Source organism: Streptomyces sp. NBC_01260 (genome assembly GCF_036226405.1).
Taxonomy (GTDB): domain Bacteria; phylum Actinomycetota; class Actinomycetes; order Streptomycetales; family Streptomycetaceae; genus Streptomyces; species Streptomyces laculatispora.
Window position 1 is genome coordinate 6,854,796 of sequence record NZ_CP108464.1, and the last position, 25,975, is coordinate 6,880,770.

A 25,975-nucleotide genomic window follows, 5' to 3' on the forward strand; every position below is an offset into this window, starting at 1 on the left:
AATGCCAAGGTCCTGTGACCGGGACCGCCTTCGAACCGTGCCGAAAGGGCCCGCCATGCCTCCGATCCGCCCCCTCCACCTGGCCGCCGAGATCGGCGGCCCGCCCCGCTACGACCCCGGGCACTACACCGCCCTGGCCCGGCTCGCCGAGCGCGGCGCCCTCGACTTCGTCACCCTCGGCGACTCGTTCGCCCGGCCGGGACCCGACGCGCTCGCCGTGCTGTCCCGGGTGGCACCGGCCACCCGCCGGGTCGGGCTCGTTCCGACGGTCACCACCACGCACACCGAGCCGTTCCATGTGTCGTCCGCCGTGGCCACCCTGGACTGGGTGAGCCGGGGCCGCGCGGGCTGGCAGGTGGACGTGTCGACGACCGGGGCCGAGGCCCGGCTGTTCGGCCGCCGCCCGGCCGCACCCGCCGCCGAGCTGTGGCGCGAGGCCGGCGAGGTGGCGGACGCCGGTGCGCGGCTCTGGGACAGCTGGGAGGACGACGCCGAGATCCGGGACACAGCATCCGGTCGCTTCATCGACCGCGACAAGCTGCACCATGTCGACTTCGAGGGGGCCACGTTCAGCGTCCGCGGACCGGCCATCGTGCCCCGGCCCCCGCAGGGCCGCCCGGTCACCGTCGTCGACGGCACCGCGGACCCGGCCCGGGAGACCGCCGCCCGCCACGCCGACGTCGTACTCGTACGGGCCACCACACCCGAGCGGACCGCCGGTATCCGGGCCGATGTGCGCCGCCGCGCCGCCGCCCACGGGCGCGACCCCGACACCCTCCGGGTGCTCGCCGCGCTCACCGTCGACCTCGGCGACGCCGAATCCGCCCCGGAACCAGGACTGGAGAGCGGGCCACCGCTCGCCGCGCACGGCACGTACTACCGGGGCGGCCCGGTCGACCTCGCCGATCTGATCACCCAGTGGCACCGCGCCGGGGCCGTGGACGGCTTCCACCTCACACCGATCACCCCCGAACGCGATCTCGAACGGATCGTCAACGGCACGGTGGCCCTGCTCCAGCACCGCAGCCTCTTCCGCACCTTCCACCCCGGCGGAACCCTCCGTGAGCACCTGGGCCTGGCCCGCCCGGCCAGCCGGTACGCCCCGGGCCGTGTCCTCCAAGGAGAACGGACATGACGACCGCCCCGAAACAGCTGCATCTCGCCGCCCACTTCCCGGGTGTGGACAACACCACCGTCTGGGCGGACCCCCGGTCCCGCAGCCAGATCGACTTCTCCTCCTTCGAACATCTCGCGCGTACGGCCGAACGCGGCCTGTTCGACTTCTTCTTCCTCGCCGAGGGGCTGCGCCTGCGTGAGCACAACGGGCTGATCCACGACCTGGACGTGGCCGGCTGCCCCGAGCCCCTCACCGTGCTGGCCGCGCTGGCCGCCGTCACCGACCGGCTCGGCCTCGCCGCGACCGTCAACGCCACCTTCAACGAGCCCTACGAACTGGCCCGCAGGCTCGCCACCCTCGACCACCTCAGCGCCGGCCGGGCCGGGTGGAACGTCGTCACCTCGTCCGACGCCTTCACCGGTGAGAACTTCCGCCGCGGCGGCTGTCTGAACCGGGCCGGCCTCCCCCAAGCCCTCGGCTCCGCTCGAACAGAGGGGAACCCCCTCACCCGCGCCGCCGAACTCGTCGCCACCGCCCGCGGGCTGTGGGACTCCTGGACCCCCGACGGCACCCCGCGCCGCTTCGCCCACCGCGGCGAGCACTTCCGCGTCGAGGGAGAGTTCACCGTCCCGCGCCCCCCGCAGGGCCACCCCGTCGTCATCCAGGCCGGGGACTCCCCGGAGGGCCGGGAGTTCGCCGCGTCCGCCGCCGACATCATCTTCACCCGGCACGGCACCCTGGAAGCGGGCCGCACCTTCTACGCGGACGTCAAGGCACGACTGGCGAAGTACGGCCGGGAGCCCGACGAGCTGAAGATCATGCCCGGCGTCGGCTTCGTGCTCGGCGACAGCGACGCCGAGGCGCAGGAGAAGGCGTCCGAGATCCGCCGTCAGCAGATCTCGCCGCAGCACGCGATGCTGGCCCTGGAGCAGGTCTGGGGCCAGGACCTCTCCTCGTACGATCCGGACGGGCCGCTCCCCGAGAGCGACCCTGTTCCCGATGCGGCGCTGGTCCAGGGCCGGGTCAGGACCGGCGACGCCCTCGCGGTCGCGGCCCGCTGGCGCGCGCTGTCCCGGGAGAAGGGGCTCTCCATCCGGCAGACGGTCATCGAGGCGACGGGCCGGCGGTCGTTCATCGGCAGCCCGCGGACCGTCGCGGCGGAGCTGGCCGAATACGTCGCCGCCGAAGCCGCCGACGGCTTCGTCCTCGTACCGCACCTCACCCCGGGCGGGCTCGACGACTTCGTCGACGAGGTCGTCCCGCTCCTCCAGGAGCGCGGGGTCTTCCGCACCGCGTACACCGGTTCCACACTCCGGTCGCACCTCGGGCTCGCGGAGCCCGTATGGAAAGGTTGAGCCCATGAGCACGGACGCACAGCAGCAGGCAGCGCGGGACTGGGACCACTGGCACGAGGAGCGCACCGCCACGGTCTCGGCACCGTACGGACCGCTCTCACTCACCGGCACGCACTGGCTCTCCGACTACCCGGAAGGCCGAATTCCGGCCATTGAGGGGCAGTGGCGGGAGGACGGCGACGAGCTGGAGCTCACCGCCGGTCCCGAGGACGGGCTGACCGTCGACGGGAAGCCGTTCACCGGACAGGTCCGGCTCGGCGCCGACCGCGGTCCGATCGGCGGGTCCCGGGTCGCCCACGGCGAGCGGCGGCTGTTCGTGCTGAGCCGAGAAGGGCTCTGGGCGGTACGGGACTTCGACCCGGACTCCGCGGCGCGGCGGGCCTTCCGCGCGATCCAGGCCACGCATTACGACCCGCGCTGGGCGCTGCCCGGCACCTTCCGCCCGTACGACACCTCCCGCACCGTCCGGGTCGAGAACGCCGACGGCGTCGAGCGCGGACTCGGCCTCGGCGGGGAGATCGCCTTCGAGCTGGACGGCGTCGAGCGGACGCTCCAGGTCGCCGTGGAGCACGACGGCTCGCTCTGGGCGGTCTTCGCCGACGCCACCAGCGGGAACAGTAGCTACCGCTTCCGGTTCCTGCGGCCCGCCGCCCCGGCCGCCGACGGCACGGTGACGGTCGACCTCAACCGTGCGCTGCTGCCGCCCTGCGCCTTCGCGGACCACTTCATCTGCCCCTTCCCGCCGCCCGGCAACACCCTTCCCGTGGCCGTCGAGGCGGGGGAGCGGAACCGGGTCGACGGCTGAATCACCGCCTCCGTTCCGGCGATGTCCGGCCCCGGCCCGCGTGGTGTGCCGGGGCCGGACGCATGGGTGCGGGGCAAAGCTCAGGCCAAGAGGCCCTCTTGCGCGGGAAGTTGACGCCTTGAATACTCCCGAGCAGCGCTTGTCAGGAGCACGGCAGATCCGGAATCCGGTCAGCCTGCCGTGCGGCTGACTGCGCCTCACGGGTCCGGCCACCCCACGGGCGGACCCCCAACCCCCCTCGGGAGGAATGACAAGTGAGGATCAAGCGCACCACCCCCCTCAGCGGTACCGCGAGACGCAGCAGGGCTGTTGCCATTGCCGCAGGTCTCATAGCGGTCGCCGCGCTCGCCGTCCCCAGCGCACAGGCCAGCTCCCCCGGAACGTACAGCGCGAACCAGCTCTCCGCCGCAGCCGACGCCGTCCTCGGTGCCGACGTGGCCGGCACCGCCTGGACCGTCGACCCCGCGACCAAGAAGGTCGTGGTCACGGTCGACAGTACGGTCTCCGCGGCGGAGATCCAGCAGATCAAGGACTCCGCGGGCGCCAACGCGGGCGCCCTGAGTGTCGAACGCACGTCCGGCAAGATCCGCAAGCTGCTCTCGGGCGGTGACGCTGTCTACGGGCCCGGCTTCCGCTGCTCCCTGGGCTTCAACGTCCGCAGCGGCAGCACCTACTACTTCCTGACGGCCGGCCACTGCACCGAAGGCAGCCCGCCGTTCTACAGCAACTCGTCGAACTCGACGAGCATCGGTGCGACGGTCGGGTCCAGCTTCCCGACCAACGACTACGGCCTGGTGCGCTACGACAACGCCTCGGTCTCCCACGAGGGCACCGTGGGCAGCGTCGACATCACCAGCGCGGCCAATGCCACGGTCGGCATGTCCGTCACCCGCCGGGGCTCCACCACCGGCATCCACAGCGGTACGGTCTCCGCGCTCAACGCCACGGTCAACTACGGCGGCGGTGATGTCGTCTACGGCATGATCCAGACCAACGTGTGTGCGGAGCCCGGTGACTCCGGCGGTCCGCTCTACTCCGGCTCCAAGGCGATCGGCCTCACCTCGGGCGGCAGCGGCAACTGCTCCTCGGGCGGCACGACGTTCTTCCAGCCGGTCACCGAGGCGCTCAGCGCGTACGGCGTCAGCGTCTACTGACACCCGGGCGGCCGGTTCCGTCCCCCGGGACCGGCCCCTGCCTCGAAAGGGCAAGTCGAACACGCCGAGCCCCCGCCCGAATTCCGGGCGGGGGCTCCCGCTGACCCCGCGGCTTTTGAGAGGATGTGGCACAGGACGGTCGCGCAGGAACAACGGGGGCGGACACTGTGCCTCCCGGAGGGATGCCCTCCGGGAACCCCCGGCAGAGACCCCAGGGGGATCCAGGTCCGTGAATCGCATCGGAGTGACCGGCCACCGCAGCATTCCGCGAGAGGTGCACGCCCATGTGCTGGCCGCGATGCGTGCGGCGCTCAGCGCCTTCGACGGCTCGGTGGAGGCACTGTCCAGCCTGGCCGTGGGGGCGGACCAGCTCTTCGCCGACCTCGCGCTCGCCCACGGCGCCGAACTGACCGCGGTCATCCCCAGCGGCGACTACGAGGCCTGCTTCGCCGACGGCGCCGAACTGGCCCGCTACCGGAGCCTCAAGGCCCGCGCCGCGCGGGAGGTCCGGCTGGACTACCCGCACTCCACCGACGAGGCGTACTACGCGGCCGGCGCCTATATCGCCGACCACTGCGACCGGCTGCTCGCCGTCTGGGACGGACTGCCCGCCCGCGGCCTCGGCGGCACGGGCGACATCGTGACCTACGCCCGTGAGCTCGGCCGCCCGGTCACGGTGATCTGGCGCGACGGGGTCGTACGCGCCTGACCTGACCGGGGCGGCCGCTCGGTCCGTCACATCTGGTGCCGGGCCAGCCAGTCGGTGTGCTGGGGGGAGACGATGCGCTCGGTCTCGAACACCGCCCGCGGCCACTGGCGCTCGTTCAGCGTGGTCTCCATCGCGACCTGCATCGACTCGAGATCCTTCTCCACCAGGGAGTGGGCCGAGATGAGCGGGTGGTGGCGGCGCATCTCGGCCCAGGCCAGACAGGCCGCGGCGGCGGCGGACAGCACCCCGGTCAGCGCGAAGGACTGGCCCACGGAGAACGCCCTGAACAGGGCGAGGACCAGGGCGAGAGCCGTCAGGGCGGCGATGGTGGTCGACCAGACCACGGTGGCCCGGCGGGACACCTCCTGGCGCCTGCGGTACCAACTGCGCTGTTCGATCAGCCGGTCCCGTACATAGGTCTCCTTGCGCACGGTGAATGCCTTGTCCCGTAATGCGTGCATGGAATCGGTGATGAGACCTCCGGAATCGGCGGTCCGGTCCCGGGGATCGGACCAGCCCACCTTGCGGAGCTCCTGGAGGCCCTCTTCGAGGCGATTGGCGAACACCGCCTCAGGGTGCTGGGTGCCGGTGTCGAAAGGTGAGCCGTGCACGGAGTAACGCCAGCACATCGATTTGATGAACTCCGCCGCGGAGCGATTAAGTTGCCAATGCGACTTTGCTTTCCGCCGAGAGGTGAGGTAGGTCGCGATCAGGACGCCCAGGTAGGCCAACGCTGCCGCGCAGTCGCTGAGTTGGAGCCTGCCCGCGACCTCGGCGCGCCAGGGGAGCGCGGCCGGTACGGTGCCCGCGACCAGCAGTATCAGCTGCCAGCGGGTGGTATTCACGGCCTCCCGCTGGCGTGCGACCGCAATGGCATCCGTGTGGTGAAAGAGCTCGGGCAGATCAGCGTTCCTGAAGACCATGCTCTGCAGTGGTCCGGGAATCGCCGTCATGTTCACTCCCGTCTGCGGTTATGTGGTCACTCCGATGGCGGAACCTGTAGTTCCGCTTGATCGGGGCAGGTCCCGTGTGACGCTCTTGTTCCAAGTAGCCGTCCTCAGTTGCCAACCGAGGCCATGAGAGTAAAGTCGTGCCGCCGGACACTGCAATGGTGCAGGTACCAACGCTGGTTTCCTGTCCGGAACCATTCCATTGGAACGAACCCCCTCAAGGACGGCCGTGAAGACCTCTGAATCCTCCCTCTCCTTCGCCGTTGCGAAGAAGAGCCGTGTGCCGCTCACCGCGATCGACGCGCGTGGTGGCGAAGCTGCCAGGAAGCTCGGTCGGGTGCATGTCGCCTCCGCCGGTCGCTCCCTCCGGGCAGCCACCTTCAACTCCGCCCTCTGACCCCGTACGACGGATCACTCCTCCGGTGCGGCCGGTTGCCGGATCACCCCTTCCGGGCTGGCTAGACTGGGTGAATGACAGGACCCCTGGTCCCTTTCCGTGAAGTAGTTCTCAAGGTTCACAGCAGGTGCGACCTTGCCTGTGACCATTGCTATGTCTACGAACATGCCGATCAGAGCTGGCGAACCCGTCCGAAAACAATCTCTGATGGAGTCATTTTCCGGACTGCTCAGCGCCTGGCTGAGCATGCCAAGACACACGCACTGCCCTCCGTGTCAGTAATCCTGCACGGAGGGGAGCCTCTGCTCGCCGGCCCCGCCCGGCTGCGGCGCATCTGCGAAGAGCTGAGTTCCGCCTTCGACGGCGTCGCCGCGCTCGATCTCCGGATCCACACCAACGGTCTGCAGCTCAGCCCGCGCTATCTCGACCTCTTCAGCGAGTACGACGTCAAGGTCGGCATCTCCCTCGACGGCGACCGCGCGGCCAACGACCGCCACCGCCGCTTCGCCGACGGACGCAGCAGCCACCCCCTGGTGCTCAAGGCCGTCGAACTGCTCCGGCAGGAGCGCTACCGCCATCTCAACCTCGGTCTCCTGTGCACCATCGACATCGAGAACGACCCGCGCGCGGTCCTGGACGCCCTCACCGAACTCGAACCGCCGCACATCGACTTCCTGCTTCCCCACGCCACCTGGGACGACCCGCCGCCGCGTCCGGACGGATCGCCCACCGCCTACGCCGACTGGCTCCTCGCGGTCCATGACCGCTGGCAGGAGCTGGGGCGGCCGGTTCCGGTGCGGATCTTCTCCTCGGTCCTCTCCACGCTGAACGGCGGACCGAGCCTCACCGAGTCCCTGGGCCTGGCCCCCACGGACCTCGTCGTCGTCGAGACCGACGGGAGCCTGGAACAGGTCGACTCGCTCAAGAGCGCCTACGAGGGCGCGGCGGCCACCGGGTTCGACGTCTTCACGCATGCCTTCGACGAGGTCGCGGCGCATCCCGGGGTGCGGGCCAGACAGCTGGGGCTGGCGGGCGTCAGCGAGACGTGCCGCCGCTGCCCCGTCGTACGCTCGTGCGGCGGCGGCCTGTACACCCACCGCTACAGCTCCGCGGGTCCGGACGAGGGGTTCGACAACCCGTCCGTGTACTGCCACGATCTCGCCGCCCTGGTGCGCGGCATCGAGGCCCGTACGCCGGCGGACTCGGTCGCGCCCGCGGTGGCCGATCGCGGCGAACTGCTCGCGGCCCAGGAGGACCTCACCCGCACGCTGCTGGCGCGGCTCAACGGAGACCTGGACGGCCGGGGCGGCGAGCGGTGGGCGGCGGCATGGGAACTGGCGGCCGTTCTGGACGGCTCGGAGCAGGGTTCCGGCGGCCTGGACCACGTGCTCGCCCACCCGTACACCCGCACCTGGCTGCTCGACGCGCTGGACGCCTTGCACGAGGACCGGCCGGGGGCCGCCTCGGACGCCGCGGACGGCCTGCCGGCCCGTCTGGCGGCCGCCGTCGTGCGGGCGGGGCGCGACGTCTGGGTGCCGGTGCCCTACCGGGACGGTGGGCTGGTCCTGCCCACCCTGGGCCGGGTGGCCGTCGACGGTGCGGGGGAGCACGGCACGGCCCGGGTGCGCGCCGTCGAGGGCGGCTTCCTGATCGGGCGGGACGGGGGATCGGGCGAGCGGCGGATCGAGTGGCCCGGACCGGCGGTCCCCGGCTGGCTTCCGGTGCGCGGGTACGCCCTGCCCGGGAGCGGGCCCGGCTTCGTGATCGACGACCTCGATCCGTACCGCGACTGCTTCGCCGAGCCCGCCGCGGCCGCGCTCGACGCGTCAGCGGCCGGCCGGCTGGCCGCCGCGCTCACCGGGGCCTGGGCGCTGATCGAGGAGCGGGCTCCCGAGTACGGAGCGCGCTCCGCCGGCGGACCGCTGACGCTCACGCCGCTGACCGGCCTGAAGCCGGGCGAAGCCTCCGTGGGGCGGCACGGGCACGGCGCGCTGGGCATCGGAGCGGACGACGAGGCGGGAACGCTCGCTCTCGCGCTGGTGCGCGGAGTACGGCGGGCCGGATTCCGCGCACTTGTGGACGTCACGGATCTTTACGCGGCGGACGGCTCCTGGGAACATCGAATGCCCTGGGGGGAGGAATTGGTTCCGTTTTCCCGGTTGTTGGCGGGTGCATATGAACGGCTGGCGCTCGCGGCATTCGACCCCCGGTATCGGGACGGAGTGCCGCAGGCGCTCGACACGCTGGAGGGGGCGGCCGAACTCACCGTCGGCGGGAAACAGCTGCTGACCCTGATGCGGAAAGAATTCTGAATACCGGATTCCGGTTCGAGGAAGACCGCCCGCGGAGTCGGGACAACTGGGAGGAACGGGCGCAGACCGAATCCGATCACGAGTGTGATCGATAGGGGCTGGGCGCAGATGACTGAAAAGTGGCGTTGAATGACCGAACGCCATGGGGGTGGAGCAAGGTCCGCTCCGGAATGATGAATTCGCTCGCATTCTCTTCACTCATCGAGTGCGGGTGCTCACACAGGACGGGGGTCGTGTGCACGCGACGACGCAGCAGCGAGCGGCGGACCATCGGCCGTACTTCTTCTTGAGCTACGCCCACACACCGGGGTACGGCGGTGGAACGGACCCCGACATGTGGGTCGAACGGCTCTTCCAGGATCTCTGCGGCCATGTGATGGCCATGACCGATCTGCCCGCCGGCGCGCCGGCGGGGTTCATCGACCGCGAGATACGTTCCGGCGAGGGCTGGTCGGAACGGCTCGGTGAGGTGCTCGCCACCTGCCGGGTGTTCGTCCCACTGTTCTCGCCGCGCTACTTCGCCAGCGAGATGTGCGGCAAGGAGTGGTACGCCTTCGCCCAGCGCGCCATCCACTACCGGGCCCGCTCCAACCAGTCGGCCGAGGCGATCGTCCCGGCGCTCTGGGTGCCGGTACCGCCCAGCCAGCTCCCCGGACCGGCCGAGCGATTACAGTTCAACCACCGTGATTTCGGGGACCGTTACGTCAGCGACGGGCTGTACGGGCTGATCAAGCTCAGGCTCTTCGCCGAGGACTACGAGCGCGCGGTGTACGAACTCGCCAAGCGCATCGTCAGCGTCGCCGACACGGTACGGATCGGCACCGGCCGGCCCGTCGACTACCGGCTCGCCCCCAGTGCCTTCGGCTCGACGGGCAGCGGAGCCGGCGGACCCCGCCCGATGCAGGTCACCATCGCCGCCGCCACCCGCCACGACCTGCCCGAGGGGCGCAACGCCGACTACTACGGCGACAACCCGCAGGACTGGAACCCCTACCATCCGGATGCCGCACGCCCCCTGGCCTATGTCGCCGAGGACCTGGTGCGCTCCCTCAACTACCAGGCCACCGTCGCGTCCTTCGACGAGGAACCCGGCCACCAGGGAGGCAAACAGCCCCCGACCACGCCGGAGATCCTGCTCGTCGACCGCTGGGCGCTCCAGGACGAGGACCGGTGCCGCCGGCTCGCCGCCTTCGACGCGGAGAACCGCCCCTGGGTGACGATGGTCGTCCCGTGGAACCGCGACGACCACGAGAGCAGAGCCGCCGAGGCGGAGCTGACCGCGAAGCTCGAACGGACCATGCCGACCAAGATGCGCCAGGGGCGGGCCTACTGTCGCGCCGCGGCCAAGGGGGTACCGAGCATGGAGGCCTTCGGCCAGATCCTGCCGCAGGTGGTCGAGGTGGCCGCCCAGCAGTACCTGAGACATGCGGCCGTCTATCTGCCCGCCACCGGCGGCGGAGGTCACACCGAACGGACGCGGCTGATGGGACCCATGGCGCAGACCCAGTACATCCCTGGAACACATGACGCTGCGACGGATGCGGAGGACACGGATGACGGCCAGTCGTGACGGGCGCATCGTCACCTTCTACTCGTACAAGGGCGGCACCGGGCGCACCATGGCCCTTGCCAACACCGCCTGGATTCTCGCCGCCAACGGCAAACGGGTACTGGCTGTCGACTGGGATCTGGAGGCGCCCGGCCTCCACCGGTTCTTCCACCCGTTCCTCGACCCCTCGACCCTCGGTGCCACCACCGGCGTCATCGATCTGATCACCGAGTACGCCTGGGCCGCGACCAGCCCGGTGCAGCGGGCCGACGACTGGCACCGGGAGTACGCCCGGATCCAGCCGCACGCGGTCTCCCTCACTCCCGAGGCGCTCGGCTGGGAGTTCCCGCAGGGCGGAACGCTCGACTTCGTCTCCGCCGGACGGCAGAACCGCGAATACTCGGCGACCGTCTCCACCTTCGACTGGGACAACTTCTACGACCGCCTCGGCGGCGGCCACTTCTTCGACGCGCTGCGCGACGACATGAAGGCCAACTACGACTACGTCCTCATCGACAGCCGCACCGGTCTCAGCGACATCGCCGACATCTGCACGGTCCATCTGCCCGACGTGCTCGTCGACTGCTTCACCCTCAGCGACCAGTCCATCGACGGCGCCGCCTCGGTCGCCCGGCAGATCTCCGAGCGGTACACCGGCCGCCAGATCTCCATCTTCCCCGTCCCGATGCGCATCGACGAGGGCGAGAAGGAGAAGGCGGACGCCGGACGGGCCCTGGCCCGGCTGAAGTTCGACCGGCTGCCGCGCGATCTGTCCGGCGACGAACTCACCGCCTACTGGGGCGCGGTGGAGATTCCGTACCGCCCCTACTACGCGTACGAGGAGACACTCGCCACCTTCGGGGACGAGGCGGGGCTCACCAACTCGCTGCTCTCCGCCTTCGAACGGCTCACCTCCGTCATCACCGACCGGCAGATCACCTCGATGCCCCCGATCGGCGAGGAGGTACGGCTGCGCATCCGTGACGCGTTCACGCGGCGCCGGCCCGCCCTGCCCGCCGACCTCTTCCTCTGCTACGTGGCGGAGAACCGGATGTGGGCCGACTGGATCGAGTCCGCGCTCACCCGGGCCGGCTTCCGGGTCGTGCCGCGTGATGTGTCCGCCGAGCGGGGGCCGCAGGAACCCGCGGCCGTCACCGCCGAGAACGCGGCCCGGACCGTGGTGCTGCTCTCCAGCGCCTACCTCAAGTCGCAGCGTGCGGTGAGCCTGTGGGACCGGGCCGTCGCCGAGGACCCGGGCGGCGGGCGGCGCCATCTGGTGCCGCTCAGGGTCGGTGACGTACGGCTGTCCGCGCCCTACATCGACCGCAACCCCGTCGACCTCTTCCGGCTCGACGAGGTGCACGCCACAGCTGCCCTGTTACGGGCCCTGGACCGGCCCGTGCAGGTCACGGACGGGGTGTCGCCCGGACCGCGCTTCCCCGGAACCGTCCCGCGGATCTGGAACGCACCGCCGCGCAACCCCGGATTCACCGGCCGCTCCATGGTCCTGGAGCGGATGCGCGACCAGCTCGGCGGCGGCATGGCCGTCGTGCTGCCGCAGCCGCAGACGCTGTACGGGCTCGGCGGCGTCGGCAAGACCCAGGTCGCCCTGGAGTACGTGCACCGGTTCATGGCCGACTACGACCTGGTCTGGTGGATATCGTCCGAGCAGACCGACGACGTGGTCGCCGGTCTCGCCGAACTCGCCGTCCGGCTCGGTGCCCAGGGCGGTGACGACATGGCGGCCGCCTCCCAGGAGGCGGTCGACCTGCTGCGGCGCGGGGTGCCGTCGGACCGCTGGCTGCTGGTCTTCGACAACGCCGACGACCCGGAACGGCTCCGCCGCTACTTCCCGCAGGGCGGCTCCGGGCACATCCTGGTCACCTCCCGCAACCAGGCCTGGTCCCAGCACGGCGACGCACTGCCCGTCGACGTCTTCATGCGTGAGGAGTCCATCGAACACCTCCAGCGCCGGGCACCGGGGCTGAGCGACGAGGACGCCGCCCAGGTGGCCACCGCGGTGGGGGACCTGCCGCTCGCCGTCGAACAGGCCGCGGCCTGGATCGCGGAGACCGCCACCCCGATCGACACCTATCTGGAACAGCTGGCCCAGCAGGCGCCGGAGGTCCTGGCGCTCAACCAGCCGGCCGGCTACCCGGAGCCGGTCGCCGCGACCTGGAACATCTCCATCGAACGCCTCAAGGAGCGCTCGCCCGCCGCGGTGCGGCTGCTCCAGCTCTGCGCCTTCTTCGCCCCCGAGCCGATCTCGGGGAACCTGCTGTACAGCAAGGAGATGATCGAGGCGCTGAAGCCGTACGACGCCTCGCTCCAGGAGAAGCTGGTACTGGGCCGGGTCATCCGGGAGATCGGCCGGTTCGCCCTCGCCAAGGTCGACCAGGTCTCCAACTCCATCCAGGTGCACCGGCTTGTCCAGGCCGTCATCCGGGCGCAGCTCAGTCAGGAGGAGCAGCGGGACGCCCGGCACGCCGTCCACCGCATTCTGGCGGGTGCCCGGCCCGATGACGACGAGCCGATCGACAACCCGGCCAACTGGCCCCAGTTCGCCACCATATGGCCGCACCTCGGCCCGTCCGACGCGCGCAACTGCAAGGAGCCGGAAGCCCGCAGGCTGCTGATCGACCGGGTCCGCTACCTGTGGAAGCGCGGTGACTTCAGGACGGCCACCACGCTCTGCGAGGAGCTGCGCGAGATCTGGCGCGAGACGCTGGGGGAGCGGGACATCCAGTACCTCTACCTCTGCTTCCACCTGTCCAACATCTACCGCTCGCGCGGCCGTTACGTGGAGGCGAGGGAGCTCGACGAGATCACCCTGGCGACCCAGCGGGAGGTGCTGGGCCCGGAGCATCCGCACACGTACATGAGCACCAGCAGCCTGGCGACGGACCTCGGGACGCTCGGGGAGTACACCCGGGCGATCGAGCTGGCGACCGAGGCGACCGACGGGTTCAACCAGATCTTCCACGACTCGCACCCCAGGGCCCTGGCCGCGGCCAACAACCTGGCGTTCACCCTGCGGTCCATCGGCCAGTACGCCAAGGCACGCGAGATCGACCAGGACGTCTTCGACCGGCGCCGGGAGGTGCTCGGCGAGGAACACCCCTACAGCCTCTCCTCGGCCATGAGTCTGGCCCGCGACCTGCGTGACGTCGGCCGGTACGAGGACTCGGTGGGCCTGCTGAGCCGTACGTACGACAGCTACAAGGCCACCCTCGGCCGGTCCTTCCCCGGCACCCTCAGCGCGGCGAAGGCCCTGGCCGTGTCGCTGCGCCGGGCGGGGCGGCTGGAGGACGCCCGCCGGCTCACGGTGGCGACCCGGGCCCGGTACCGGGCCAAGTACACCTCCGCCAACCCGGAGTCGCTGGCCTGCGATCTCAATCTGGCGGCCGACCTGTTCGCGGCCGGAGAGGCGGGCGAGGCCAGGGATACCGCCCGGGAGGTCGTCGACCAGTACATGAAGGTGCCGGGAGAGAAGCATCCGTACACTCTGGCCGCGCTGAACAACCTGGGCGTCTACCTCCTGGGGGCCGGTGAGGCCGAGGAGTCGGAGCTGGTGCTGACCCGGGTGGTCGCCTCGATGCGGGAGGTGTACGGGCGGGAGCACCCCAACACGCTGTTCAGCGTGATGAACCTGGCCAACACCACCGCGGACCGGGGCGATCTGGACCTGGTGCTGGTGACCGAGCGGCAGCTGGCCGGACAGTTCCGGGTGGCCCTGGGGGCGCATCACCCGGAGACACTGGCCATGAAGTCGAACATGGCGGTCACGCTCGACGCCATGGGGCGCAAGGACGAGGCGCTCCAGATCAGGGCGGAGACGGTCGAGGAGCTGACCCGGCAGCTCGGCGACGAACATCCGCTCACCCGGATCGCCCGGGACGAGCGCCGGTTCCAGCGTGAACTGGAACCGCTCGCGGTATGAGGAAGCGGGAGCGTCCGGCCGTCGCCGGACGCTCCCGCCCCCGCTGCTCACCGCTCCGTCGTGTCCAGCAGCCAGGTGAGGATCCGGGGGAGCGCGTGCAGCGCGTCGAAATGCGCTGCCGCCGGCTCCACCACGACGGTGGCGCCCGGAATGCGGCTCGCCAGCCAGCGGGTGTGCCCGACCGGTGAGAAGACGTCCTTCTCGCCGTGCCACAACAGCACCGGACCGGTGATGTCGGCCGGGTCGAACCCCCAGGGACGGCTGAACGCGAGCGCGTCGTCGATCCAGCCGTACGCCGAAGTGCGCAATCCCTCACGGTAGTTCCGCAACAGCATGGTGCGGACGCCGGCGTCGTTGACCACCATCCGGTCGGAGTCGGTCAGCTCCCGGCGCAGATCGTCGATGAGCCGGACCGGATCCCTTCTGATCACGGCGGACCGTGAGATGAACGACTCCGCGAGCCCGTCCGGATCGTCGGCCGCAGTGGTGTACGCCTCCACATTGGAGGCGGCCATCCCGTCGAACCAGTCGAGGCCGACGGCGTCCCAGGGGGCCAGACCCACCAGGGCCGCGGTACGGGTGACCCGTTCGGGCATCAGCGCGGCGCAGGCCAGGGCGTGAGAGGCGCCGCCGGACCGGCCCACGACGGCGAACTGTTCGATCCCGATATGGTCCGCGATGGCCCGGACGTCCTCCACCGCGTCGGCGACACAGCGGCCCGGCTGCCGGTCGGAATCGCCGTATCCCGGCCGGTCGTAGGTGATCAGCTGCGTCTTGCGCTGGTAGAGCACCATGCCGCGCGGAGCCGGCCCGAGCCTGCTGCCGGGCATTCCGTGCAGCAGGAAGACCGGTCTGCCACGAGGATCCCCCAGACGTTCCACCACCAGTTGCCGTCCGTCGGTTGCGCGCACGCGACTGCGCACTCCGCGCCTCCTTGTGTCCGTGCGGGCACGACGTGCCCGGCTTTCCCCGCAATGATTCGATGATGGACCATCAAAGCGCTTATTGGGACTGCGCGTTGAACGAATACGGGGCGCGTCGAGGGGGCGCGCGGGCGCGATTTCGCCGGACGCATCGACAACCGGACCCGCAGGGGTGAATACCGGACAGGACTAGTCCTCACCCGCTGCTGAACGGACGATCGCACCGGGTGTTCGCAGAAGGGATCGGCAAGGCCTGACCTCCGGTAAGTGAACGCGAGGAGACCGAAGGGGTGTTGTCATGTGTGCGTCCTGAAGTCGGCCTTGTGTGCTATCTGCTCCGTCGGAATAGTGGGCGCCCCATCCTCCGTGTACGGGCGACCCCACATCACCCGTGCGCGGCCCCACAGGAGGTCGAAGTTGAAGCATCGACGCATATCCAGGAAGCGTGCAGTGCTGGCGGGTTCGGCGGTGGTCGCCCTGGTCGCAGCGGGAGCGACGTTCCAGAGTGCGAACGCCAGTGAAGGAACGCCTGAGGTCACCGCGCGGACACTGACGGCCGACGCGGCCGGAAAGCTCGCCACCGGTCTGGGGAAGGACCTGGGCGCCGACGCGGCGGGTTCGTACTACGACGCCAAGTCGAAGAACCTGGTGATGAACGTGGTCGACCAGGCCGCCGCCGAGCAGGTGCGGCAGGCGGGCGGCCGGGCCAGAGTCGTGCAGAACTCGCTCGCCGAGCTGAAGTCGGCCCGGCAGACCCTGGCCGGCAAGGCCGCGATCCCCGGCACCTCATGGGCCGTCGACCCGGTCAGCAACAGGGTCGTCGTCACCGCCGACCGTACGGTCAAGGGCGCCGAGCTGAGCCGGCTCAGCTCGGTGGTCGAGGGGCTGGGCGGCAAGGCCCGGCTCAAGAAGTCCGCCGGGGAGTTCAAGCCGCTCATCGCGGGCGGCGACGCGATCTGGGGCGACGGCGGGCGCTGCTCGCTCGGCTTCAACGTGGTCAAGGGCGGCGAACCGTACTTCCTGACCGCCGGGCACTGCACCGAGGCGATCTCCAACTGGTCGGACTCGCAGGGCGGCGGGGAGATCGGCACCAACGCGGGCTCGGATTTCCCGGACAACGACTTCGGGCTGGTGAAGTACACCTCGGGCACCGCGCACCCCAGCGAGGTCGACCTCTACAACGGCTCCACCCAGCCGATCACCAAGGCGGGCGAGGCGACCGTCGGGATGACGGTGACGCGCAGCGGTTCCACCACCCAGGTGCACGACGGCCAGGTGACGGGGCTGGACGCCACGGTCAACTACGGCAACGGCGACATCGTCAACGGGCTGATCCAGACGACGGTCTGCGCCGAGCCCGGCGACAGCGGCGGCTCACTCTTCGCCGGTGACACGGCGATCGGGCTGACCTCGGGCGGCAGCGGCGACTGCTCCTCGGGCGGCGAGACGTTCTTCCAGCCGGTGCCGGAGGCGCTGGCGGCCTTCGGGGCGGAGATCGGCTGACAGCTCTTCCCGCAGTGGTGAATGGCCCCCGGCGATGCCGGGGGCCATTCCTCTGTGTTCGCGCGGGTGCGAGGCGCGGTCAACGAGGGCCCCCGCGTCTGCGCCTGCTCGCCGAGCCCGCGGTGCTCGGCCGCCGCGCGGACGTGAAGACGGTTGTGAGGGGGAGAGGGGAGAGAGAAGGGTGCCGACGGGTCTTTTGCCCCCCCTGAAGGCACATGCTCGCTAATGCTCGAAACGTGATGGCGATGAACAACTCTTGACATGTCGCGGACATTCCCGCGAGAGTCGTCCACGCCAGTGATGCCGGTCGAGTATCGAGGAGCGTTGTCGCATGCCCGAAACCCCCGAAGTCTCACGCCGTTTGGTCCTGGGAGGAACACTGGCCGCAGGGGCCCTCGCCGCAGGGATCGGATCCGCCGGGAGCGCCTCAGCGGCTCCCGCGTCCGGATCCGTATCCGGAACGGCTTCCGCTTCCGCACTCGCCGGGGCCGCCGGCCCCCGTCGCCGGGCCGGTCAGAAGTCCATGGTCAACGTCCCCTTCGAGCCTCACAAGACGGTCCGCGTCGGTGTCATCGGGCTCGGCAACCGGGGCTCCGGGATGACCACGGGCTGGTCCGTCATCCCCGGCTGCGTCGTCGCGGCGGTCTGCGACATCCGCGCCGACCGTGCGAAGCGCACCGCGGACCAGCTCGTCGCCGCCGGGAAGGCGCGTCCGGCGGAGTTCGGCGGCTCCGCCGACTCCTACGCGCAGATGCTCAAGCGCGACGACATCGATCTCGTGTACATCGCGACGCCCTGGGAATTCCACTACGAGCAGGGCAGGGCCGCGCTCCTGTCCGGCAAGCACGTCGTCGTCGAGCTGCCCATCGCGACCCGGCTCGAGGAGCTGTGGGACCTCGTGGACACCTCGGAACGCACCCGCAGGAACCTGATGCTGTCCGAGAACTGCAGTTACGGCCGCAACGAGCTGGCCATGCTCAAGATGGCCCACGAGGGCCTGTTCGGCGATGTCACCAACGGGCACGGCGGCTACATGCACGACCTGCGTTCCCTGCTCTTCTCGGACACGTACTACACCGACTCCTGGCGTCGCCTCTGGCACACCCGCTCCACCGCGTCCTTCTACGCCATGCACGGTCTCGCCCCCATCGCGGCGGCCATGGACATCAACCGCGGCGACCGGATGACCACGCTGAAGGCCACCGCGACCGCTGCGAAGGGGCTCGCCGACTACCGCGAGCGCTTCATGCCCAAGTCCCACCCGTCCTGGAACGAGACGTACATCAACGGTGACCTCGTCACCTGCCAGATCGAGACGGCGAAGGGCCGGATGATCCGGGCCGAGCACGCGGTCAGCTCACCCCGCCCGTACAGCAGGATCAACTCACTCGTGGGCAGCCGGGGCATCTTCGAGGACTACGCGGGCACCTCGCCCACCGGTGGACGCATCTACGTCGAGCCGGATCACGGCGGCGACACGTGGCGCGACTTCGACGCGTACCGCAAGGAGTTCGACCACTGGCTGTGGAAGGAGCTCGGTGACGAGGCCGAGAACGGCGGCCACGGGGGCATGGACTACATCCTCCAGTGGCGCACGGTCCAGCTGATGCGGGCCGGACTGGTCCCCGACATCGACGTGTACGACTCCGCGTCGTGGTGCGCGCCGGTTCCGCTGAGCGTCAAGTCCCTCGCGGCCAAGGGCCGTCCCGTCGACATCCCGGACTTCACCCGCGGCTCCTGGGTCAACCTGCGCACCGGCCTCGACTCGCGCACCACCGAGATGCCCCCCGTCGTCTGAAGACCTCCCTCACCAAGGAGCACGTCATGAGACCGGCCCGACTGATCAACCCGCTCAGAGCCGTCGCCGTGACGGCGGCGATCATGCTCGTTCCCGTGCAGGCGGCCACGGCCGCGCCCGCCGAGCCGGCCGCGGCCACGCAGCAGGCGGCCGCTTCCGACGCGCGGACCGAAGTGACCGTCTCTCCCGTGGATCTCGACGGACCGGCCATCTCGGCGGTGGAGGTCACCGTCAAGAACACCGCCCCGCAGCGGCTGCGTTCCCTCAAGGTGTCGTTCGCCGGGCCTGTCGGGTGGGCGGTCCAGCCGTCCGTACGCGGCGTGGACGGCTCCCTCGCGACAGGCGCCTCCGCCTCCGCGACGTTCCGGATCCAGGTCCCGGAGAAGCGTTCCGGCTTTGTGCTCCGTACGTTCACGGCGACCGCGGTCTACCAGGGCGGGGACGGCCGCGGAACGGCCACCGGCACCCGGTCCGAGCGCTCCGGATCGCCGCAGGCGAACCTGGCGGCGGCGTACAACGGTGTGGCCGTCACCGACGAGTCCGCCACGACGGCCGGCGACTACGACGGCGAGGGCAACACCTTCTCGGCGCAGAAGCTCGCCGCGGTCGGCCTCACTCCCGGGGCGACCGTCGAGGCCCTGGGCGCGAGACTGACCTGGCCGGACGTGCCGGCCGGCTCGAAGGACAACGTGGCGAGTTCCGGGCAGGCCGTCGAGCTGACCGGCAAGGGCACCGAGCTGGTGTTCCTCGGCTCCGGCGTCGGCAGCGGGGCCACGGGCAGCGCCACCGTCTTCTACACCGACGGCACATCCGACACGGCGTCGTTCGGCTTCCCCAACTGGTCGTTCGACCCGGTCACGGCGCATGGTGCGACGCTGGTCAAGTCCACCGACGGCCGCAACCGGCCCGACGGGTACGGCAACGCCACGGTGAAGTACAGCGTGTTCGCCAACTCGATCCCGCTGGACGCGTCCAGAACGGTCGAGTTCGTGGTCCTGCCCGCGAACGCGAATGTCCACATCTTCGACATGGCGATCGCTTCCTGACGTCCGAGGGCGGAGGCGGCGCCCCTTCCGGGGCGTCGGCATGACAACGGGCCCGCCCGCATCACCTCAAGTGACGCGGGCGGGCCCGTTGTTCCGCGCGCCCCGCACGAGGCATGGCCGTCTCCGTGGCCGCACACCCTGTTTGTGTCGGATTTTGTTACTTCCCTTGTTCTCCTGGTGAGTTGGCCTCTGTCTTCCCGTGGAGTCGATTCACCGGATGTCGAGCTCGTTTCCCAGGAAGGGACGCCATGAGGTCCATGCAGCCGCGGGCTGCCCGCACTCCCCGCCGCCTCAAGGTGCTTGCCGCCACTGCCACGGTGTGTGGTGTTGTGGTCCTCTGTGCTGCGCCACCCGCTGTCGCCACCGAGAAGAATGCGGGCCAAGGGCAACAGGCTTCAGTCATCGGATCCGTGTCGAGCGGGGCGTCGGTCGACAACGCCAGGCGTACCGTCGAGGTCACGTACACCGGCTCGGACCCCTCCGTCGCCACGGTCGACAGCCGCGGTCTGGTCACGGTGGTCGGTACCGGGCGGACCGTCATCACGGCCCGGGCCACGATCGGCGGTCACCGGGTCGTCTCCAACCCGGTGACCGTGTCGGTGTCGCCCCCGCCGCAGGCCTCCCCGTCCGCTACCTCGCCGTCGAGCCGCCGCCCGCCGTCCCCGTGAGCGGGGCGTCGTCCGCCGCCTCCGGCTTTCTGCGCATGGCCATCAGCAGGGTGACGACCGTGCCCACCACCGCCCACGCGGACAGCACCAGCAGCGGACCGGTCACCGCGTTGCCCTTGAAGTACGCGATCGAGCGCGCCACCCAGGTTCCGGCCCCCGGCGGCAGCGCGGGGCCGATCGCCCGCCAGAAGTCCGGCAGCATCGGGAGCGGGAAGGCGCCGCCCGCGCTCGGGTTGCCCGCGATCACCACGAGCAGGACGGCCAGGCCGATGCCGACGATGCCGGTGAGCGCCTGCAGGGCGAGCGTGATCATGCCGACGGAGAAGACGGTCAGCGCGCCCAGGCCCGACAGTCCCCAGAAGCTTCCGGGGAGCGCGCCGAGGATCGGCCCGATGATCACCGCGCCGCCGATTCCGCCCGCGATCGAGTACAGGGCCATGACCCCGGTCCTGATCGTGGCGCGCTGACGGTTGGCGGGGCGGCTGCCGGCGCTGATCGCCAGGATCGAGGCGCAGAGGTATCCGCCGACGCACCAGCCCACCACCAGGTAGAAGGACGAGAGCCCGTCGAAGTCCTCGTCCGAGGCGGGGGCCACGTCCACGGAGCGGACCGTGCGCCGCTGGGAGAGGTCGACCTTCGTGATGATCTTCGTCAGCGATTCGGCCAGCACGGCGCCCCCGCCGGAGGCGACCAGCACGGTGTCGGTGGTGCTCCGAGGGCTGACGATCAGGGCGCCGTCGATGTCGCGGTTGAGGATCTGTTGGCGGGCGGTGGCCGCGTCGCTGACCGCGCGGGGGTCCAGCGGGCCGCCGGGGAGGTCCTTGAGTTCGGTGAGGAGCCGGGCGGAGATCCGCTGGGGTGCGACGACCCCGAAGGGGACGTCCGTCGGCTTCGGCTTGTGCAGCGCTCCGACGTAGGACGCGATGAACAGCAGTTGCAGCGCCAGTACGCCGATGACGAGCAGCGCGGCCCGCGGAGTGACGGCGTTCTTCACCTCATCAGCGAAAGTCATGACCCCACCGTCCGGGGTGCCCGTCGTTCGTGCAGTCGGGGCCGGGCCGAATGGCTTAGGGGGCGGCTGGGGGATGGGCCGAGGGGTGGCTCGCCTCTCGGGTATCGCACGAATGTTCGAACGTGGTCTATGGTGGAGAGCGAGGGGGTGGTGGGTAACGGATCGGTCCAGGAGGTGCGGGTGTCAGGGTTCACGCATCTGCATACCGTTTCCGGGTTCTCCCTGCGGTACGGGGCCTCGCACCCGGAGCGGCTGGCGGAGCGCGCCGCCGAGCGGGGGATGGACGCTCTCGCGCTGACCGACCGCGACACCCTCGCGGGCACGGTCCGGTTCGCCAAGGCCTGCGAGCGGGCAGGTGTGCGGCCGCTCTTCGGGGTGGAGCTCGCGGTCACCCCCGCCGGACGTGCACAGGGCGACGGGCGTACGCACCGGCTGCGGACCCCGGTCCGCGGTGGTGCCTTTGTCGATGAATCCGCCCCCCGGGTCACCTTCCTCGCCCGCGACGGAGCGCAGGGCTGGGCCGAACTGTGCCGCCTCGTCACCGCCTCCCACGCCGCCGTCCCCGACGGTGGCCGGCCCCTGCTCGACCGGTCCTCGCTGCCCGCCGAAGGACTCACCGTGCTGCTCGGCCCGGCCTCCGAGGTGGGCAGGGCGCTGGCCGCGGGCCGTCCCGACCGGGCCGCCGTCCTGCTCGCCCCCTGGCGGGAGCTGTACGGCGACGGTCTGCGGCTCGAAGCCGTCCACCACGGCCGGGACGGCACCGGACCCGGTTCACTGCGGCTCGCCGCCCGTACCGTGGGCTTCGCCGCCGAGCAGGGGATACGGGCCGTGCTGACCAACGCCGTCCGGTACGCCGACGCGGGGCAGGGCCCGGTCGCCGATGTGCTCGACTCGGCCCGCGGGCTCGTCCCCGTCGACCCGCGCCGCGCCCCGCTCGACAGCGGTGAGCGCTGGCTCAAGGGCGCCCGCGCGATGGCCGAGGCCGCCGAGCGGATCACCTCCGCCGCCGGACTCGGCCCCGGCGCGGGGGCCCGGCTGCTCGCGGAGACCCGGCACACCGCCGACGCCTGCGCCGTCGACCCCGAGGGCGACATCGGCCTCGGCTCCGTCCACTTCCCCGAACCGCATCTCGTCGGCGCCGGCCGCCGCACCGCCCAGCGGGTGCTGGCCTCCCGTGCCGCCGCCGGCATGGTGCTGCGCGGCTACGACCGCAGGCCCGGCTACTGGGACCGGATGCACCACGAGCTGGACATCATCGCCCACCACGGCTTCGCCTCGTACTTCCTGACCGTCGCCCGAGTGGTCGACGACGTGAGGGAGATGAAGGTACGGGTGGCCGCCCGCGGCTCCGGGGCGGGCTCCCTGGTCAACCACCTCCTCGGCATCGCCCACGCCGACCCGGTCGAGCACGGGCTGCTGATGGAGCGCTTCCTGTCCAAGCGCCGCTTCGTGCTGCCCGACATCGACATCGACGTCGAGTCGGCCCGCCGCCTCGACGTCTACCGCGCGATCATCGGCCGCTTCGGCGCCGAACGGGTCGCCACCGTCGCCATGCCCGAGACCTACCGGGTGCGTCACGCCATCCGGGACGTCGGCGCCGCGCTCTCGATGAACCCGGCCGAGACCGACCGGCTCGCCAAGGCCTTCCCGCACATCCGGGCCCGCGACGCCCGCGCGGCCATGGAGGAACTGCCCGAACTGCGCGAGGTGGCGAGGGCGCAGGAGAAGTACGGGCGGCTGTGGGAACTGGTGGAGGCGCTGGACGGGCTGCCGCGCGGTATCGCCATGCACCCGTGCGGGGTCCTCCTCTCCGACGCCTCGCTGCTGCGCCGCACCCCCGTCATGCCCACCAGCGGCGAGGGCTTCCCGATGGCGCAGTTCGACAAGGAGGACGTGGAGGACCTCGGGCTGCTCAAGCTCGATGTGCTGGGCGTACGGATGCAGTCGGCGATGGCGCACGCGGTCACGGAGGTGAAGCGGGCCTCGGGGCGGGAGGTGGACCTGGACGCCGTGCCGCCGGGTGACCCGGAGACGTACCGGCTGATCAGGACCGCTGAGACACTGGGCTGCTTCCAGATCGAGTCGCCCGGCCAGCGTGATCTGATCGGCAGGCTCCAGCCGGCCGGCTTCCACGACCTGGTCGTCGACATATCGCTCTTCCGGCCCGGTCCGGTCGCCGCCGACATGGTGCGGCCGTTCATCGAGGCCCGGCACGGCCGGGCGCCCGTCCGCTATCCGCACCCCGACCTGGAGGGGCCGCTGCGCGAGACCTACGGGGTGGTGGTCTTCCACGAGCAGATCATCGAGATGGTCGACATCATGACCGGCTGTGGCCGGGATGAGGCCGACCGGGTCCGGCGCGGACTCTCCGACCCCGAGTCGCAGGGCCGGATCAGGCTCTGGTTCGCACAGCACGCGGCGGCCCGGAAATACGGCGCCGAAGTGATCGCCCGCGCCTGGGAGATCATCGAGGCGTTCGGCAGCTACGGCTTCTGCAAGGCGCACGCGGTCGCCTTCGCGGTGCCGACGTACCAGTCGGCATGGCTGAAGGCGCACCACCCGGCGGCCTTCTACGCCGGGCTGCTCACCCACGACCCCGGGATGTACCCGAAGCGGCTGCTGCTCGCCGACGCGCGGCGGCGCGGGGTGCCGGTGCTGCCGCTGGACGTGAACCGGTCGGCGGCCGCCCATCGAATCGAACTGATGTCTGATCGTGAGGCGGAGAGGGAGGTCTGGGGTCTGCGGCTGGCGCTCTCGGACGTCCACGGCATCAGCGCGGCCGAGGTCGCCCGGATCGAGGCCGGACAGCCCTACACCTCGCTGCTGGACTTCTGGCAGCGGGCCCGTCCGGGCAAGCCGGCCGCCGAACGGCTGGCCCAGGTCGGCGCGTTGGACGCGTTCGGCGCCAACCGCCGTGATCTGCTGCTGCATCTGTCCGAGCTGCACCGCGCCCAGCGGGGCGCGGGTTCCGGCGGCGCGGGCGCGCAGCTCCCGCTCGGCGGTGGGCACCGGACCGGCTCCATCGGCCTGCCCGACCTCAACGAGGCGGAGCGGCTCAGTGCCGAGCTGGGCGTGCTGAGCATGGATGTCTCACGCCATCTGATGAGCGATCACCACGCCTTCCTGGAGGAGCTCGGAGCGGTCTCCGCCAAGCGGCTGCGCGAGGCACGGCACGGGGAGACCGTGCTGGTCGCGGGCGCCAAGGCGGCCACCCAGACCCCGCCGGTCCGCTCCGGGCGCCGGGTCGTCTTCACCACCCTGGACGACGGTACGGGCCTGGTCGACCTGGCGTTCTTCGACGACAGCCACGCCGCCTGCGCGTACACCGTCTTCCACTCCTGGCTGCTGCTGGTGCGCGGGGTGGTCCAGCGGCGCGGGCCGCGGAGCCTGAGCGTGGTCGGCGCCGCCGCCTGGAATCTGGCCGAGCTGGCCGAACTGCGGCGCACCGGCGGGCTCGACGCGGTCGCGGCCCGGCTGGCGCAGGAGCCCGCGCCGGAGGCGACCGGCCCGGAGGGGGAGGCGCCCGCCGACGGCGACGGCCGCCGCATCCGGATGCCCACCGGTTACGAGATGAACCCCTGGGCGGACCTCCAGCCGCCCGGTGAGGGGACGCCCACCGGACGGAAGCTGTGGCACCAGAGCCCGGGGAGCGCGGGATGAGCGAGCAGCCCGAAACCCTCCAGCCCGCAATCCTCTGTCTGCGGTTTCGCCGGGTCGGCGGCGGCGCTCCGGACGGGGCCGGCTACGCGGGGTTGCTGGCCCTGCTCGGTTCGTTCACCCCGGCCGTGGAGGCGGCGCCGCCCGACGGGGCGCTCGCCGATGTGCGGGGCGCGCTGCGCTACTTCGGGCGGGACGCGGCCGGCCTGGCCGCGGTGGTCCGGGTCCGCGCGCTGGCCCTGCACGGGGTGGACTGCGCGATCGGGGCCGCCGAGAACCCGATGCTGGCGCGGATGGCGGCGCGGCGGGCCGTGCCCGGGACGACCTTCGTGGTGCCCGTCGGCGGGGCCGCCGCCTTCCTCGCGGACCGGCCGGCCGCCGCACTGGACGGCGTCGGGGCCGCGACGGCCCGCACCCTGTGCGGATACGGGCTCGACTCCGTCGGCCGGATCGCGGCCGCCCCGCTCGGCACCCTCCAGCGGATCACCGGGGTGCGGACCGGGCGCGAGCTGTGGGAGCGGTCGCGGGGCATCGACCGTACGGCGGTGGTGCCGAACGCCGCCGCCCGGTCGGTCGCCGCCGAACGCACCTTCCCGCGCGACGAGCTGGGCCGGGAGCGGCAGCGGCGCGCGCTCATGTCGCTCACCGAGGAACTGGGGGCGAGGATGCGCGGCGAGGGGCAGGTGTGCCGCTCGCTCGCGGTCTCCGTGCGCTATGCCGACCGGACCGGTTACTCGACGCTGACCCGCAGCCGTACGCTCCGCGAGCCCACCGCCCACTCCGCGGAGCTCACCGCGCTCGCGTACCGGATCCATGACTCGTTCGCCCTGCAGCGGGCCCGGGTGCGGGGGATCGCCCTGCGCGCCGAGGGGCTCGGTGACGCCGGGCGGGCCGCGCACCAGCTGACGTTCGATCCGGTGGACGAACGGGCGCGGCGGATCGAGGCGGTGGCGGACCGGCTGCGGGCCAGATTCGGACCGCAGGCCGTGATGCCGGGGCGACTCGCGGCCTGAACCTCGGGCCGCGGAGTGTCCTGAAGCTACGGTTACCACCGCGTCAGTTTTTACCGACGCGTAACTT

At 71.1% G+C, this 25,975-nt stretch carries 18 protein-coding genes; 15 read left to right on the forward strand and 3 right to left on the reverse strand.

What is annotated here, in order from left to right; translation table 11 throughout:
- Positions 1–55 precede the first annotated feature (55 nt).
- The 5 genes from OG322_RS30605 (at position 56) to OG322_RS30625 (ending at position 5,140) form a co-directional block, all read left to right on the forward strand.
- A complete protein-coding gene (locus tag OG322_RS30605) occupies positions 56–1,135 on the forward strand; it encodes an LLM class flavin-dependent oxidoreductase (protein ID WP_123468915.1) in 1,080 nt (359 codons plus the stop codon).
- Entirely contained in the window at positions 1,132–2,472 is a 1,341-nt protein-coding gene (locus OG322_RS30610) for an NtaA/DmoA family FMN-dependent monooxygenase (protein ID WP_329307259.1), read from the forward strand. The genes OG322_RS30605 and OG322_RS30610 overlap by 4 nt, the downstream gene beginning before the upstream one ends.
- Before the next feature lie 4 nt (positions 2,473–2,476).
- On the forward strand, positions 2,477–3,277 hold the full coding sequence (locus tag OG322_RS30615) for a DUF1684 domain-containing protein (RefSeq protein WP_123468911.1): 801 nt from the start codon (positions 2,477–2,479) through the stop codon (positions 3,275–3,277).
- Positions 3,278–3,531: 254 nt separating this feature from the next.
- Positions 3,532–4,431: a S1 family peptidase gene (locus tag OG322_RS30620; RefSeq protein WP_123468909.1), complete on the forward strand. Its 900-nt coding sequence runs from the start codon at positions 3,532–3,534 to the stop codon at positions 4,429–4,431.
- Positions 4,432–4,660: 229 nt separating this feature from the next.
- Complete coding sequence (locus OG322_RS30625) at positions 4,661–5,140, forward strand: hypothetical protein (RefSeq protein WP_185095661.1); 480 nt, start codon at positions 4,661–4,663, stop codon at positions 5,138–5,140.
- Positions 5,141–5,166: 26 nt separating this feature from the next.
- Here OG322_RS30625 and OG322_RS30630 read toward each other — a convergent pair whose 3' ends face one another.
- Positions 5,167–6,063: a DUF4231 domain-containing protein gene (locus OG322_RS30630; protein ID WP_123469802.1), complete on the reverse strand. Its 897-nt coding sequence runs from the start codon at positions 6,061–6,063 to the stop codon at positions 5,167–5,169.
- A gap of 256 nt (positions 6,064–6,319) precedes the next feature.
- Between OG322_RS30630 and fxsA the strand changes: the two genes are divergently transcribed.
- The 4 genes from fxsA to fxsT all read left to right on the forward strand — a co-directional run bounded on the left by fxsA (position 6,320) and on the right by fxsT (position 14,288).
- Complete coding sequence (gene fxsA, locus OG322_RS30635; RefSeq protein WP_221198180.1) at positions 6,320–6,487, forward strand: FxSxx-COOH cyclophane-containing RiPP peptide; 168 nt, start codon at positions 6,320–6,322, stop codon at positions 6,485–6,487.
- 74 nt (positions 6,488–6,561) lie between these two features.
- Positions 6,562–8,799: a radical SAM/SPASM protein FxsBH, inactivated beta-hydroxylase extension form gene (fxsBH, locus tag OG322_RS30640; protein ID WP_329307260.1), complete on the forward strand. Its 2,238-nt coding sequence runs from the start codon at positions 6,562–6,564 to the stop codon at positions 8,797–8,799.
- Positions 8,800–9,010: 211 nt separating this feature from the next.
- Complete coding sequence (fsxC, locus tag OG322_RS30645; protein WP_398913472.1) at positions 9,011–10,369, forward strand: FxsC protein; 1,359 nt, start codon at positions 9,011–9,013, stop codon at positions 10,367–10,369.
- Positions 10,353–14,288, forward strand: coding sequence for an FxSxx-COOH system tetratricopeptide repeat protein (gene fxsT, locus OG322_RS30650; RefSeq protein WP_123468903.1), 3,936 nt, complete (start codon positions 10,353–10,355; stop codon positions 14,286–14,288). The genes fsxC and fxsT overlap by 17 nt, the downstream gene beginning before the upstream one ends.
- Positions 14,289–14,335: 47 nt before the next feature.
- Here the strand turns inward: fxsT and OG322_RS30655 are convergent, their stop codons facing one another.
- A complete protein-coding gene (locus OG322_RS30655; protein WP_123468899.1) occupies positions 14,336–15,211 on the reverse strand; it encodes an alpha/beta fold hydrolase in 876 nt (291 codons plus the stop codon).
- A 417-nt stretch (positions 15,212–15,628) separates the two neighbouring features.
- Between OG322_RS30655 and OG322_RS30660 the strand changes: the two genes are divergently transcribed.
- From OG322_RS30660 to OG322_RS30675, 4 genes are all read left to right on the forward strand, one after another.
- The gene (locus tag OG322_RS30660; protein WP_329307261.1) at positions 15,629–16,714 is read left to right on the forward strand and encodes a S1 family peptidase; all 1,086 of its coding nucleotides are present in this window, start codon (positions 15,629–15,631) and stop codon (positions 16,712–16,714) included.
- A gap of 331 nt (positions 16,715–17,045) precedes the next feature.
- Positions 17,046–18,512, forward strand: a complete 1,467-nt coding sequence (locus tag OG322_RS30665) for a Gfo/Idh/MocA family protein (RefSeq protein ID WP_123468895.1) — start codon at positions 17,046–17,048, stop codon at positions 18,510–18,512.
- A gap of 26 nt (positions 18,513–18,538) precedes the next feature.
- Entirely contained in the window at positions 18,539–19,558 is a 1,020-nt protein-coding gene (locus OG322_RS30670; protein WP_329307262.1) for an NEW3 domain-containing protein, read from the forward strand.
- A gap of 257 nt (positions 19,559–19,815) precedes the next feature.
- Positions 19,816–20,226 carry an Ig-like domain-containing protein gene (locus tag OG322_RS30675; protein WP_329307785.1) on the forward strand — a complete coding sequence of 137 codons (411 nt, stop codon included), beginning with the start codon at positions 19,816–19,818 and terminating at the stop codon, positions 20,224–20,226.
- Here the strand turns inward: OG322_RS30675 and OG322_RS30680 are convergent.
- Entirely contained in the window at positions 20,189–21,238 is a 1,050-nt protein-coding gene (locus OG322_RS30680) for a DUF3533 domain-containing protein (RefSeq protein ID WP_123468889.1), read from the reverse strand. The two genes, OG322_RS30675 and OG322_RS30680, sit on opposite strands and share 38 nt — an antisense overlap.
- A gap of 129 nt (positions 21,239–21,367) precedes the next feature.
- Between OG322_RS30680 and OG322_RS30685 the strand changes: the two genes are divergently transcribed.
- On the forward strand, positions 21,368–24,898 hold the full coding sequence (locus OG322_RS30685; protein ID WP_266412345.1) for a DNA polymerase III subunit alpha: 3,531 nt from the start codon (positions 21,368–21,370) through the stop codon (positions 24,896–24,898).
- On the forward strand, positions 24,895–25,908 hold the full coding sequence (locus tag OG322_RS30690) for a DNA polymerase Y family protein (RefSeq protein WP_329307263.1): 1,014 nt from the start codon (positions 24,895–24,897) through the stop codon (positions 25,906–25,908). The genes OG322_RS30685 and OG322_RS30690 overlap by 4 nt, the downstream gene beginning before the upstream one ends.
- Positions 25,909–25,975 lie beyond the last annotated feature (67 nt).

Bases quoted from the DNA above. Each gene is read 5' to 3' on its own strand.
- OG322_RS30680 (WP_123468889.1), bottom strand. From the start codon at position 21,238: ATGACTTTCGCTGATGAGGTGAAGAACGCCGTCACTCCGCGGGCCGCG.
- OG322_RS30675 (WP_329307785.1), top strand. From the start codon at position 19,816: ATGCAGCCGCGGGCTGCCCGCACTCCCCGCCGCCTCAAGGTGCTTGCC.
- fxsBH (WP_329307260.1), top strand. From the start codon at position 6,562: ATGACAGGACCCCTGGTCCCTTTCCGTGAAGTAGTTCTCAAGGTTCAC.
- OG322_RS30610 (WP_329307259.1), top strand. From the start codon at position 1,132: ATGACGACCGCCCCGAAACAGCTGCATCTCGCCGCCCACTTCCCGGGT.
- OG322_RS30605 (WP_123468915.1), top strand. From the start codon at position 56: ATGCCTCCGATCCGCCCCCTCCACCTGGCCGCCGAGATCGGCGGCCCG.
- OG322_RS30615 (WP_123468911.1), top strand. From the start codon at position 2,477: ATGAGCACGGACGCACAGCAGCAGGCAGCGCGGGACTGGGACCACTGG.
- OG322_RS30670 (WP_329307262.1), top strand. From the start codon at position 18,539: ATGAGACCGGCCCGACTGATCAACCCGCTCAGAGCCGTCGCCGTGACG.
- fxsT (WP_123468903.1), top strand. From the start codon at position 10,353: ATGACGGCCAGTCGTGACGGGCGCATCGTCACCTTCTACTCGTACAAG.
- OG322_RS30665 (WP_123468895.1), top strand. From the start codon at position 17,046: ATGCCCGAAACCCCCGAAGTCTCACGCCGTTTGGTCCTGGGAGGAACA.
- OG322_RS30690 (WP_329307263.1), top strand. From the start codon at position 24,895: ATGAGCGAGCAGCCCGAAACCCTCCAGCCCGCAATCCTCTGTCTGCGG.
- OG322_RS30630 (WP_123469802.1), bottom strand. From the start codon at position 6,063: ATGGTCTTCAGGAACGCTGATCTGCCCGAGCTCTTTCACCACACGGAT.
- OG322_RS30685 (WP_266412345.1), top strand. From the start codon at position 21,368: ATGGTGGAGAGCGAGGGGGTGGTGGGTAACGGATCGGTCCAGGAGGTG.